Annotated in this window: 11 protein-coding genes and 1 riboswitch; of the genes, 9 read left to right on the top strand and 2 right to left on the bottom strand. The window is 38.0% G+C overall.

Going from position 1 to position 12,881, the window contains the following annotated elements; all coding sequences use genetic code 11:
* Positions 1 to 11 precede the first annotated feature (11 nt).
* The 4 genes from ACSBPO_RS20010 (at position 12) to ACSBPO_RS19995 (ending at position 5,201) form a co-directional block, all read left to right on the top strand.
* Positions 12 to 776, top strand: coding sequence for a Mov34/MPN/PAD-1 family protein (locus ACSBPO_RS20010; protein WP_442596423.1), 765 nt, complete (start codon positions 12 to 14; stop codon positions 774 to 776).
* A gap of 21 nt (positions 777 to 797) precedes the next feature.
* The gene (locus tag ACSBPO_RS20005) at positions 798 to 1,361 is read left to right on the top strand and encodes a hypothetical protein (protein WP_442596421.1); all 564 of its coding nucleotides are present in this window, start codon (positions 798 to 800) and stop codon (positions 1,359 to 1,361) included.
* 12 nt (positions 1,362 to 1,373) lie between these two features.
* Positions 1,374 to 2,387, top strand: a complete 1,014-nt coding sequence (locus ACSBPO_RS20000; protein ID WP_442596419.1) for a HesA/MoeB/ThiF family protein — start codon at positions 1,374 to 1,376, stop codon at positions 2,385 to 2,387.
* A gap of 423 nt (positions 2,388 to 2,810) precedes the next feature.
* Complete coding sequence (locus tag ACSBPO_RS19995; RefSeq protein ID WP_442596417.1) at positions 2,811 to 5,201, top strand: immune inhibitor A domain-containing protein; 2,391 nt, start codon at positions 2,811 to 2,813, stop codon at positions 5,199 to 5,201.
* Between the two features lie 105 nt (positions 5,202 to 5,306).
* Here the strand turns inward: ACSBPO_RS19995 and htpX are convergent, their stop codons facing one another.
* Positions 5,307 to 6,185 carry a protease HtpX gene (gene htpX, locus ACSBPO_RS19990; RefSeq protein ID WP_442596415.1) on the bottom strand — a complete coding sequence of 293 codons (879 nt, stop codon included), beginning with the start codon at positions 6,183 to 6,185 and terminating at the stop codon, positions 5,307 to 5,309.
* Between the two features lie 192 nt (positions 6,186 to 6,377).
* On the opposite strand from htpX, the gene ACSBPO_RS19985 reads away from it, so the two are divergent.
* From ACSBPO_RS19985 to ACSBPO_RS19975, 3 genes are all read left to right on the top strand, one after another.
* The gene (locus ACSBPO_RS19985) at positions 6,378 to 7,142 is read left to right on the top strand and encodes a DUF1836 domain-containing protein (RefSeq protein ID WP_442596413.1); all 765 of its coding nucleotides are present in this window, start codon (positions 6,378 to 6,380) and stop codon (positions 7,140 to 7,142) included.
* Positions 7,143 to 7,529: 387 nt separating this feature from the next.
* Positions 7,530 to 8,144, top strand: coding sequence for a 5-bromo-4-chloroindolyl phosphate hydrolysis family protein (locus ACSBPO_RS19980; protein ID WP_442596411.1), 615 nt, complete (start codon positions 7,530 to 7,532; stop codon positions 8,142 to 8,144).
* A 20-nt stretch (positions 8,145 to 8,164) separates the two neighbouring features.
* On the top strand, positions 8,165 to 9,325 hold the full coding sequence (locus tag ACSBPO_RS19975; RefSeq protein WP_442596409.1) for a toxic anion resistance protein: 1,161 nt from the start codon (positions 8,165 to 8,167) through the stop codon (positions 9,323 to 9,325).
* 106 nt (positions 9,326 to 9,431) lie between these two features.
* Here ACSBPO_RS19975 and ACSBPO_RS19970 read toward each other — a convergent pair whose 3' ends face one another.
* Positions 9,432 to 9,563: a hypothetical protein gene (locus ACSBPO_RS19970; RefSeq protein ID WP_442596407.1), complete on the bottom strand. Its 132-nt coding sequence runs from the start codon at positions 9,561 to 9,563 to the stop codon at positions 9,432 to 9,434.
* 281 nt (positions 9,564 to 9,844) lie between these two features.
* Between ACSBPO_RS19970 and ACSBPO_RS19965 the strand changes: the two genes are divergently transcribed.
* Both ACSBPO_RS19965 and ACSBPO_RS19960 read left to right on the top strand, forming a co-directional pair.
* Positions 9,845 to 12,403 (top strand): bifunctional 2',3'-cyclic-nucleotide 2'-phosphodiesterase/3'-nucleotidase, encoded by a 2,559-nt coding sequence (locus ACSBPO_RS19965; protein ID WP_442596406.1) that lies wholly within the window; start codon positions 9,845 to 9,847, stop codon positions 12,401 to 12,403.
* 124 nt (positions 12,404 to 12,527) lie between these two features.
* Positions 12,528 to 12,614: riboswitch (cyclic di-GMP riboswitch) on the top strand.
* Between the two features lie 44 nt (positions 12,615 to 12,658).
* The gene (locus tag ACSBPO_RS19960; RefSeq protein WP_442596404.1) at positions 12,659 to 12,823 is read left to right on the top strand and encodes a hypothetical protein; all 165 of its coding nucleotides are present in this window, start codon (positions 12,659 to 12,661) and stop codon (positions 12,821 to 12,823) included.
* Positions 12,824 to 12,881 lie beyond the last annotated feature (58 nt).

The following is a 12,881-nucleotide window of genomic DNA, read 5'->3' as shown; positions in this document are numbered from 1 at the left end:
GAGGGAAGAGCTTGTTATATATCTACGACGATGTACTGGAGTTAATCAAAAAGGAAATTGGGGACCATGAGCCCGAAAGAGGGGGAGCGCTGTTAGGTGAACCTGGAGAACTAGTAGTTACTAGGTTTATTTTTGATCCTTCAGCGGAGACGACTTCCTCGAGCTATTCTCCATCTCGGGAATTAAATTTGATGGTTAAAAAGGCAGAAGAATTGGAGGGACTTGAGTTTAAGGGGATTATCCACTCCCATCCTGGCAGGTTGGACCACCCCTCTCAACAAGATTTGTTGGAGTTAGAAACAGGCTTGGAGATTAATCCACATATGCCGTATTATTTACTGCCAATCGTGACAGGTGAGTATGAAGGAGATTTAGAGGCACATGAACTGGTGCTTGGTGGAATGAAAATCTCTTTTTATGCAGGGGTATTAGATGAGGATTCTGGGGTTCGTGTCAAAACAATGGATGTGAATCTTGTTCCCTTTGGACTTTTTCAAAAGGAGTTAGAGTCGTTGTGCCGAGTTATTCCAGGTCTACGAAACCCGGAAGTCTATAAAGTCAATCATGATGGACAACCCTTGCTGGCTGGGAAAATCGAGATAGAAGAGTTATTTGATTTATTGCTGTTAGTAGATGTAAATTATCCGAGTTGTCAAACTAGTATTCTTGTTACCCACATAGATGGAGAACAGGAAGAGTGCTTTATGGAGTCGGCAGTGGAGTTAGAGAAGTTTGTTTTGGAAATGATTGAACGGTGTACGGAAACATTTCAATAATTTTAAAGGAGGACGTAAGAGATGTCATCCCCAGTTGATTTAAATAAATTACGAAATACGATTCTTTCAAGTCAAGCGCGTAATCAGAGTTTACCATCCGATCCTGAACGGAAAATCATGGTATCGAAGGAAGGGAAAATCCTTGATGCGAATAGCAGTCAAATTGAAAATCCAAAGCAATTATCAGAGGTTCATCAAGGTGTGTTTGCAGCGGTTTCACGATTGGAATATGAACGAAAAATCGTACAAGATAAATTTCCGAAAAATACTAGAATGATAGAGGTTGATGGGATTAGAGGTTGGTACTACTCCTTTCGTGATGAATTTGAGCAGCATTATGAAATGTATGCTTATTTCGATGGTAATGCCTATCAAGTTAAGGTCGTTCATCCAGAAGTGGAAGGGAAGTATAACAGCGTTCATGAATGCCACTTGTACCGGGATGGGCGAATTTGCTTTGGCAATCAATACGCAGGCGGATTACCTTCATTAGAGATTGCGTTTGCTAAGTCGGTATTATGGGCAAATGGATTTACGGCTTTTGAGCATACGAAAAAATATCCGTTTTCTACTAATAACTTGTAGGGGGAGCGGAAAGTGAGCAGACGGTTTATCAAGTATAGAACTTCGGATGGGTTTGTGTTGGGGGAAGGTTTTAAGAATAGGGGAGTTATTCGTGAAGTTCAAGAGGGCATTTCGTCGCGGACTTTGGGTGTACTGTCTACGGATATTTTTTCAAAAAAAATTCTTGTTGTCGGTGTGGGATCGGTGGGGAGCTATATAGCGGAACAGTTAGTTCGTAGTGGCGTTGGAGCAATGATTATTATGGACCCTGATGTTGTGGAATATGCGAATCTATCACGTACGGTTTATATGGCTTATGATGTCGGTAAATCAAAAGTTAATAGACTGGCAAAACGTCTAAAAAGGATTAATCCAGGTCTAGAAGTAGAGTGTTGGAGACGCGATATTCAAACTTGTAGTTCTGAAGAATTAGTGGGGATTTTTTCAAAATGTGATGTCATTGTAGCCACAACGGATGACCCGCAAGCTCAACGGGTAATCAACCGCTTTGCTTATGGACTTGGAAAACCTGCAGTATTCGTCGGACTATATGAAGGGGCTGAAGGCGGAGAGGTGATTATAAGTATTCCTGGTGAAACTCCTTGTTACCAGTGTGCCACCTCTGTAAGGCATGAGATGGAGCAGACGACAGGTGAAGTAGGAGTTAAGACGGATTATGGCACAGGGAAGCTTGAGGGTGTGGTCGCTCTGGGTGTGGATATTCAGCATGTGGCAAGTGCGTCTGTAAAGATCATTTTATCGTTACTAGTACCTTCAGAAAGTAACGTCAAGCTAAAGGGGTTTCTTGCACCTGCCATTGAAAAAGGGTTTAGCTATTTAACGTTTTCCATGAAGGACCAATACTGGTTTTACCCATATATTTTTGAAGGAACCCCAGGACAGTATGCGTACCAAAGTGTATGGCTATCGCCACTTAGAAATGAAGAGTGTGTGGTTTGTGGGAAAATAGAGCAGGATATCGATAGTCTTATGATGACACCAGTGAAAATGCCAACTCTCGCCAATATTCGAAAGGCTGTGGATTGACATGGCCCATCCCAATATCAAAAGAGTCAGAAACCAGATCCAGCAAGAAAAAATCAAAGGGCAAAAAGCTAGACAGCGCAAAACGAGATTAAAAGTGATCCTACTCATGACAGCTATGTTTCTTTTTTATCTATTCATCCTCAACCAAGACATCATTTTTACCCCTACCAAACACATCTTAGAAAACCTACTAAATCAAAGATTCTAACAATAAACGAGTAATAACTATTATCTATTCTATTAGAATAATGATTATGATTTTTATCCTATTACCTTAGTGCTAATTCTCTTACACTATCTACTAAAATATCCTATTATTCGCATGAGATTGTCAGTAATTGAGGAACGAAACTGCTTGTTTGGGCCTAATATTCGGAATATTATGTAAGTGCGGCCGCAATAACCCATAAAGGAGATTTGCATTTGAATAAGTTTATTAAAACTAGTCTATCATCTGTTATGATTGCAGGTACTTTATTTGCCGGATTCCCAGGCTCTTATACTTCTTATAAAGACGGTGATTTATTACATAAACCGGAATCTGTTGCAAAAGCAACTCATTCAAATAGTTCACTAGATTTGGCAATCGTGAACGATGAAAAGTTAATAGAATCCTTCATTAAACGTGGTCTTCTTTCTGCGGATGCTTCAGATGCAGAAAAGCAAACCTTCCTTAAAAATTATCTTGCAGTTAAGGGACAACAGACAAAGGCAACAGAGTCTGATCCATTAGCGGCTAAGGTGAAGGCTGCTGAGGCGAAGAAACAGAAGAAATTTAAAGACTTTAATAATGGTCTTTTAAATGGTAAAGGTGAGAAGAATGGGCATTTGAAGGGTAATCCGGATCCTGTAAAGGAAGGAACTTCACCTGGGGTTCAGAAAGAGGGTAAACTACTGACTCTAATGGTTGAATACTCTGATTTTGTTCACAATCAGTTAACACCTGAGGACACAGATAATTATTATCCGGATTATACTCCTGAACACTTTGAGGATATGATTTTCGGTGATAAAGGTGAATTTAAAGGGCCTAATGGTGAAGATTTAGTTTCTCAAAAGCAATTCTATGAAGAACAATCAGGTGGTACTTACACCATTGATGGAAAAGCATATGGATGGCTAAAAGTACCTGGAACAGCGAAATTCTACGGAGCGGATAGTTCAAATGGTCATGATAATGTTGCACCAGGTGGATCCAAACAATTAGTTAAAGATGCTTTAGTTGCTGCAAAGGCTGCTGGGGTTCCTTTACAAGATTATGATTTGGAAGATCCGCATGATTTAAATGGTAATGGAAACTTTTGGGAGCCAGATGGTTTAGTTGACCATCTGCAAATTATCCACTCTGGAATGGGTCAAGAAGCAGGTGGTGGAACACTAGGAGACGATGCTATTTGGTCTCATCGTTCTGCTGTTTTCTATGATCCAGATGGATTAGGAAAAGGCCTTCCAGGATTCTATGACTATACAGTAATGCCTGAAGATGGGGCTACTGGAGTATTCGCTCATGAATATGGTCATGATTTAGGTTTACCTGATGAGTATGATACACAGTATTCTGGAACAGGTGAAGCAATCGGTTACTGGTCTATCATGGCAAGTGGTTCATGGGCTGGTAAAATTCCTGGTGCTGAACCAACAGGCTTTTCACCATTTGCTAAACAGTATTTCCAATCTACACTTGGTGGAAAATGGACAGCTCCAACAGTTGTAAACTGGGAAGATATTTCAACAAAAGGGACACAATTTTTATTAGACCAAGCGAATTCACCACTTGGTAAAAACAATCAAGCGATTAGAGTAAACCTTCCGCAAAAGAAAAAGCCATTACTTGCTCCACTTACAGGAAATTACTCCTTCTGGGGAGGAACAGGCGATGAATCTGATCATAGCATGGTAACAAGCGTTGACCTGACAGGTAAAACTTCAGCCACTCTTGATTTTGATGCATGGTATAAAATTGAAGAACAGTGGGATTTTGCGTTCGTTCAAGTATCTGAAGATAATGGTGCGACTTGGAAGTCATTAGCTAACGATAATACTAGATCAGATACAGTGAGTGGTGTTTACCCAACTATTCCTGCAAACCTACCTGGTTTCACTGGTGATTCAAACGGATGGACTAAGCAATCCTTTGATTTATCTGCCTATGCTGGTAAGAAGGTCCAATTAAAATTCCGTTATATAACGGACTGGGGTTACAATGATGACGGATTTTTTGTTGATAATGTAAAGGTTACTGCTGATGGAGCGACTGTTCTAGAAGAAGGTGGAGAAGGTGAAACAACAGTGTTTACACATAACGGATTTAATAAATTCGATGGTAATGTTTATGCTGATCACTATTACCTACTAGAATGGCGTAGTCACAATGGTGTGGACCAAGGTCTTGCACACATTGCCCGTGGTAATTCTTTAATGAGTTATGATGGTGGTTTAGTCGTTTGGTACGTAGATGATAGCTATACAGATAACTGGACTGGTATCCACCCTGGGGATGGATTCTTGGGAGTTGTCGATGCACATGTTGGAACTAACTTAATGTGGAGTACTGGTGCTAATGCGAGCACGCGCTACCACATCGCTGACGCTGCATTTGGGTTAGACCCTACATCTGGTTTAGCGTTAGATTACGGGTACATGCAATTGAATTTAGATTCTCAAGAAAGAGTTTCTTTATTCGATGACAGCAACTCATTTATGAACACATTCATGCCAGACGCTGGACGTAATTTAGGCAACTACGGACTAAAAGTTCGCGTAAACGGCCAATCAACAGACAAATCTGTAGGTTCAATCGTAATCTACAAATAATAATCCTTTACCACACTAACGCACTGGGGGTCTGACCCCCGATGCTTTAAAGTGTAAAAGCAGGAGTCCCCCCGGTCTCCTGCTTTTTTTATACAACTTATTTAATTACGCTTGGTTTAGACGTTTGATACGTTCGTCTAGGTCAGGGTGTGTGGAGAAAAGTGACTTTCCACGTTTACCACTGATTTTTAAGGTTGAGATGGCTGTGTTGTCGCCACCTTGAATACGTTGTGAATAAGCTTTTAACGATTGTAAGGCATGTGTCATTTTGTCTCTGCCTGCTAAGTCCGCGCCACCGCGGTCAGCATGGAATTCACGATGTCTTGAATACGCAAATACAACTAAGCTTCCTAAAATAGAAAACGCAATTTGGAATACGATAATCGCAATGAAATGAACGATTGGTGCTAAATCTTCTTTTACAAAACGAGAAGCCACCCAAGCAGCAATACGAGCAAGGAACACCACAAATGTGTTTACTACCCCTTGTAATAATGTCATGGTTACCATATCACCGTTCGCAATGTGTGCAACCTCATGAGCAATAACTCCCTCAATCGCATCATCATCCATTTCACTCAATAAGCCAGTGGAAACAGCCACTAATGAACGCTTTTTAGAAGGACCCGTAGCAAAGGCGTTTACTTCAGGTGAGTTATAAATACCCACTTCAGGCATATGAGTTAAACCAGCCGCTCTAGAAAGGCGGTAAACTTTTTCTAATACGTCTCTTTCATGAATGCTTTGTGGTGCATCAGGATTAATGACCTTTACACCCATCATCATTTTCGCCATCCAACGTGACATCGCCAATGAAATGAACGATCCAGTGAAACCAACTACAGCACTAAATACTAATAGTGCAACTAAATCTATGCCATTAGCCGTGATGTACCCTCCACCACCAAGTAGGGATAGAACAATACTAATCGTGACTAATACTAAAACATTTGTCAGTAAAAAATAGAAAATACGTTTTCCCATCTTCTCACCCTTTTAATTGAAATTTCAAGTTCATATGAACTTAAATAATATGATATGATTATACTATGTCTCGGAGAGCTTGGCAATATATTAAACTTGTAAACCTACAGACACAGACGCCAATTGACTATATAATAGGAAAGATTTAGGATGAAGAAAGATTAAGAACAAATGCTAAAAAGGGTGATTCTGTTGGAAAGATTCCAGCTTTCAAGAAAGAACATGGCTGACTTTTTATTGTCTTTAAAGGGAGAAGGGGACAAGAGACCTTTAACCATCATACAAAATGCGTGGATAAAGAATAAACAAGAGACAGAACAAGGTTCACTTCTTTCTTTTATCCAAACAGAAATGCCACCTATCTTTGAAAAAATAATTAAAGCGGATGGACGACAAACGATCGGCTTTTCAATCAACGATATTGTTTCCTTAGGGAACCAAATAGAATTTACTAACCTTTCATCGACAACGATACAAAATTGGGTAAAGCGAGATTTAAAAGGTCTCATCGGTTCCCCGAGGCTTGGAAAAAAGTACACGGTCGAACAAGCAGCCACGCTGTTTATCGTAGAGGATTTAAAGACGTCCCTAGACTTTGTGTCGATTCGCAACGTACTCGAACTCATTTTTAATAACCCAGATGACCAATCAGATGATATTGTCGATCCCATTCGTTTTTATATGGCCTATGCCTCCGTTTTTGAAAAAATACATTATCTAAGGTCCATGACGCAAACTTCAACTGTATCTTTAAACCAACAACTGGAACAAATGATTTATAACGAGACACTTGTTGAATTAGAAACTTTTTATGAATTAGATGTAGAACATAAGGAAACCGTATTTAAAGTATTAGTCGTGGCTTCCCTAACGGTTCTATCAGCGTACTACCAAACACGATCGAAAAAGCAATTATCGCATTTGTTTATGTTAAAAGAAGGGTTCAACAGGGAGTAAGCTTATTAATCAAACGTTTGATTAAAAGTGCTGGACCCAGTATTACTAGAGGTTTTTTTGGAAAAGTAGCTCACCTATAGATTTAATTTTATAAAATATGGAAAAACTGAATCCTATCTATCATAAACTTGAACATAACGCAAAAGGTCAGATGAAACCAACATCTGGCCTTTGATTTTGACTGAAAAATACGTCTCAAGACCTAGAAACATTTACAGTCGCAGTCTAATAGCTTGCAGGAGAAACTTTGTGTATTCTTGAAATAAGAGGAAGTCTAGATCTTAATAAAAATTTTCCTCTTAGCTGCGAAACATTCGTTCCACTAAATCGTAATAAGATGTAAGTGGAAATATATTATTTCCTAATCAAGTCAGGAGTAGATGGAATATGAATTCTTTTCTTTCATTTATTATTCGAACATCGATAGCAGCCCCCACAGCTGTCATTGTTTGGCCAATAAGCTTTTTTGGTTTCGGCCAGACGTTTTTACTATCATCAGCAATCTCAATAGGCGGTGGACTAGTAGCTTACTGGACTACTTCCGTCATTACGAATTCTCGTTTCTTAAAAAAACATCAGTTATCCAGAAAAGAATATCTATATATAAAGAAAAATTTAGAAGAAGCGAAGCCAAAAATTAATCGCTTAAACAAGGCACTTTTTAAAATCCGTCATGTCCCTTCCTTAAAGGAAAGGGTGGATGTACTGCGTATAACAAGAAAAATATACAGATTAACCAAGCTTGAGCCGAAGCGATTTTACAAAGCGGAGCCGTTTTATTTTTCCCATTTGGATTCACTAGTGGAATTAACAGAGAAATACGCGTTTTTATCGTCACAGCCTAAAAAGAACCTTGAGCTTGACCGATCTTTGTATGAAACGCGTCAAACCTTATCAGAATTGGCGCAGCTTTTAGAAGAAGATTTATATAAAGTGATTTCAGATGATATTGACCATTTAAATTTTGAAATTGATGTCGCGAAAAAATCGATTAAAAAGTAAATGTCCAGGAGGTTTCTATAATGAGTGAAAATCATGCAGCCAACTCAGGTAATTTATTAGATGATATATTGGCCAATCCGTTTGGGGATAATAATGAGTTAACTATTCCACAGACAATAGAGGAGAAGCCTGTTAAATTAATTGATGTGATTCCAGAGGAAAACCGCCAAAAGGCGTATCAGATTGCTCAACAAATCGACCCTAAAAATCATCAGTCGATGATTCTATATGGTACACAAGCCCAAAGTAAATTATTGTCGTTTTCCCATTCCATGCTTGAACACGTTCAGAAAAAGGATGTAGGTGAAGTAGGGGAAATCATTAGTGACTTAATGAAGCATTTAAACGAGGTCAGCCCCGATGAACTAACGACAGAGAAGCGATCTTTGATTGGCCGTATGTTTGGAAAAATTTCAGGGTCCGTGCAAGAAGTGCTATCTAAGTATCAAAAAACAGGAGCTCAAATTGACCGAATTACAGTGAAACTAGAGCGTAACAAAAACTCGCTCATGTCCGACGTGATGATGCTAGAGAAGCTATATGAGACGAATAAAGAATACTTCCATGCTTTAAACGTCTATATCGCAGCGGGTGAATTGAAGCTTGAGGAATTGAATGAAAAGACAATCCCAGCACTGAAACAAGAAGCAGCCACAACCAATGACCAAATGAAGTTCCAAGAAGTCAATGATATGATCCAGTTTGCCGATCGGTTAGATAAACGTCTCCATGATTTAAAGCTAAGCCGTGAAATGACAATCCAAAGTGCACCGCAGATTCGCTTAATTCAAAATACAAACCAAGTATTAGTCGAAAAAATCCAATCATCCATCGTAACAGCGATTCCGTTATGGAAAAACCAAGTAGCGATAGCCTTAACTTTACTAAGGCAGCGCCATGCAGTGGAAGCTCAAAAGCAAGTATCCAAAACAACGAATGAGCTGTTGCTTAAAAACGCAGAATTACTTAAAACAAACACAATCGAAACGGCTAGAGAAAATGAACGCGGGCTCGTCGATATCGAAACATTAAAGAAAACACAGGAAAGCCTAGTTTCAACGCTTGAAGAAACATTAAGAATCCAAGAAGAAGGCCGCAACAAACGCCGCCAAGCCGAACACGAACTATCCATGATGGAAAACCAGCTAAGAGTAAAACTTCTCGAAATCAAAGGAGAATAAAAAGAATGGCCTTGGTTACCAAGGTCATCCTTTTACACTTTAAAGCGCCGGGGGTCAGACCCCCGGCGCTTTAAAGTGGTAAAATATGTTTACTGTTACATGAATATTATGAAGTAAAAATTCTTCTGCGAGGTTTATTTCCATATTTAATGTAGATAAAGCCATCGGAGTCTTTAAAGTATTTGATTCCCAATAGTCTTAAAGGAGTAAAGATTTCTTTCATATGTATTAATGGCATCGATAAAACCTCCAACAAGATTTCATAGTTTTATCATACCTTAATAGAGAACGATATAACATAAAGTGTTCTCGATAAATAACGACAATATTCTTAATAATAGATGAATGGTATAAAACACATGAATATTGACCTAAAAAACAACAAAATATTAACAGGGATTTACATATTATTTACAAAATACTATTAAATTTTACAATATTCCCAAATAAAATTATTTTACTTAAATTCATAGTATGCTACTATTGTAATGTACTAAATTTCCGATAGGGGGAACAAAGTTGAAAAAAATCTCTAATAAAAAGAAAGCGGTTGCAAGTGCGGCGTTAGCGTTTGGTTTAATTATTCCACAGGCTATTCCAGCAATTACTCATGTAGAAGCGGCAGATAATGATGTAGTGAAATTACGTATCATGGAAACTAGTGATGTCCATACTAATTTAATAAGCTACGACTATTATAAAGGCTCCGCATCTGACAAGTTTGGGTTAGCAAAAACATATCAATTAGTGAAACAAGCACGTGCAGAACAGAAAAATAATGTTTTAATCGATAATGGTGACACGATTCAAGGAACTCCATTAGCTACTTTTATGGCAAAAATTGATCCTTTACAAGCTAATCAAGTTCACCCAGTTATTAAAATGATGAATGCTATGGGTTATGACATGGCTAACCTTGGTAACCACGAGTTTAACTATGGATTAGATTTCCTAAATGAAACATATAATGATGCCAAATTTGGCTTTGTTAATGCAAACGTTTATGTTGATGATAAGGATAACAATCCTGACAATGATGTAAATAATTTTACTCCATACGAAATTGTTGAAAAAATAGTTGTGGATGAAAATGGTGCAGAGCAAAAAGTGAAAATTGGTTATTTAGGTTTAGTTCCTCCGCAAATTATGGATTGGGATAGACAAAACTTAGATGGAAAAGTCATTGCAAAAGACATGGTTGAAACAGCGAAAAAATTCGTACCTAAGATGAAGGCAGAAGGTGCAGATGTTGTCATTATTATGGCTCACTCTGGATATGACCCTAATGCTGAAGGTAGCGACCTTCCAGAAAACGCAATCGTTCCATTAAGTAAAATACCAGATGTTGACGTTGTAACAATGGCACATACTCATAAAATTTTCCCTGCTGATAGTGAAAAAGCACTAGATCCTTTATTTAAGGATAAAGATGGTAATGTACAACCAGATGTAAACAATGCTAAGGGAACAATCAATGGAGTAGCATCCATCCAATCAGGATTTGGTGGAGAAAGACTAGGGGTTATTGACTTAACTCTTACTAAAGATGCTAATGGAAAATGGCAAGTAACTGATTCGTTATCTTCTACTAGAGCGATCTATGATGCTGTAGCGAAAAAACCTCTTGTTGATGCAGATCAAGAATTAGTTGACCTAGTAAAAGAAGATACAGATGCTACGGTTGAATATACAATGGGTAAATTAGGTACTACAACTGCACCTATTCACAGCTATTTCGGTTTAGTTCAAGATGACCCATCTGTCCAAGTCGTAACGAATGCACAAAAATGGTATGTAGAAAAATATATCAAAGCAAATCTTCCAGAATATAAAGACACACCGATTCTATCTGTAGGTGCTCCTTTCAAGGCTGGGCGTAATGGTGTAGACGAGTACACTGAAATTGAAAAAGGTGACTTAACAATCCGTTCAGCTGGTGACTTATACCTATATGACAATACTTTAAAGGCGATTCTTGTCAAAGGTTCTGTTGTAAAAGAATGGATGGAAATGTCTGCAGGTAAGTTTAATCAAATTAATCCTAGAAGTAGTAAAGAACAAGCATTATTAAATCCTGCATTTGCTGTTTATAATTTTGATATTATTGATGGAGTAACATTCCAAATTGATGTTACAAAGCCTGCAAAATATAAGACAGATGGAACAATTAATAATGCATTATCAAGTCGTGTTGTAAACATCCAATTCAACGGTAAGCCTTTAGATATGAATCAAGACTTTATCGTTGTTACTAATAACTACCGTGCTAGCGGTGGCGGTAACTTCCCAGGAGTGAAGGGAAGCAAATATATCATTGATTCTCCAGATGAAAACCGTGCAATTTTAATGGATTATATTACTGAAACAGGTGAAGTTAATCCAACTGTAGATAACAACTGGTCTATCGCACCAATCAAAGGGAATCCAAATGTGACATTCATTTCGAACCCTATTGCAGATAAATATGCGAAGTTAACAGATAACATCTCTTATACTGGTAAGACAGATCAAAATAACTTTGGTATCTTCAAGATGGAATTAGGCGACGGTACAGCAACTACAGTACCAACACCTGAATTTACAGATGTAACAGAAAATCATTGGGCTAAGACTTTCATCAATTCATTAGCTGATTTAGGTCTTGTAAATGGTAAATCTGAAACAACTTTTGCTCCAAGTGAAAAATTAACTCGTGGTCAATTCGTTGCTATGGTCGTTCGTGCACTTGGATTAAGCGATGGTACTCAAGGTCTTGATAAAGAAGTAGCAATTGCTTACGAATATGGAATCACAACTCTTTCTCCTGATAAATTTGAAGGGGATAAAGAAATCACTCGTGAGCAAATGGCTGCAATGGTCGTTCGTGCTTATGGCAAGAAAAAAGGTAAAGACTACACTGCAACTACAACTGCAACATTCAAAGATGCAGACAAAGTTGGTAAAGTGTTCAAAGATGTAGTAAATGCTGCAAATGAGTTAGGCTTTATGACAGGAAATGAAGATGGAAACTTCACTCCGTTAAATACTGCAACTCGTGCCCAAGCAGCAAAAGTTATCTACAACTTCTTAAATAAGTAATCATCATATAAAATGACTCTCCTTCAAGGAGAGTCATTTTTTTAATATTCGCGTTAAATATAGGACCAAGGTCTCTTTAATAAGTAGGTAAACTTTTCATATAATTGAAGAAATACACATAAATCGTACGAATCGGCAAAATCATTGAAAAATGATGACGCAAAACTACAGGGGCTAAAGTTTATATAAGCCAAGCCAGCCAGTTCCCGAATACGAGAACTCCACGATTTATGTAAATTAGATGGAGGGTTAATCGTGTTGAAGAACTTAATGAAACTAAAATATTACTGGCATTCCTTTCGTTACCGGTATCATGGTCTATTATTAGATGGATGTTTATGTCATGATCTTCGGTCACAAATAAAACGTAAAGTTGATTATCATGAACGTAAGGCAGTGTCTTTATTAGTGAAGATGTAGATGTGTAATCCCTTTATCATTGGATAAGGGGATTTTTAATTGTAAAAAAATAGCCTGA

The organism is Neobacillus sp. D3-1R (assembly GCF_052180215.1).
Taxonomy (GTDB): Bacteria; Bacillota; Bacilli; order Bacillales; family Cytobacillaceae; genus Pseudoneobacillus.
The sequence above is the reverse complement of the archived record's forward strand: the minus strand, read 5'-3'. Positions and strand labels throughout refer to the sequence as shown.

What these genes read in the sequence shown, in the direction of transcription:
- ACSBPO_RS20005 (WP_442596421.1), top strand. Translation starts at nt 798, where the DNA reads ATGTCATCCCCAGTTGATTTAAATAAATTACGAAATACGATTCTTTCA.
- htpX (WP_442596415.1), bottom strand. Translation starts at nt 6,185, where the DNA reads ATGGGAAAACGTATTTTCTATTTTTTACTGACAAATGTTTTAGTATTA.
- ACSBPO_RS19980 (WP_442596411.1), top strand. Translation starts at nt 7,530, where the DNA reads ATGAATTCTTTTCTTTCATTTATTATTCGAACATCGATAGCAGCCCCC.
- ACSBPO_RS19975 (WP_442596409.1), top strand. Translation starts at nt 8,165, where the DNA reads ATGAGTGAAAATCATGCAGCCAACTCAGGTAATTTATTAGATGATATA.
- ACSBPO_RS19970 (WP_442596407.1), bottom strand. Translation starts at nt 9,563, where the DNA reads ATGCCATTAATACATATGAAAGAAATCTTTACTCCTTTAAGACTATTG.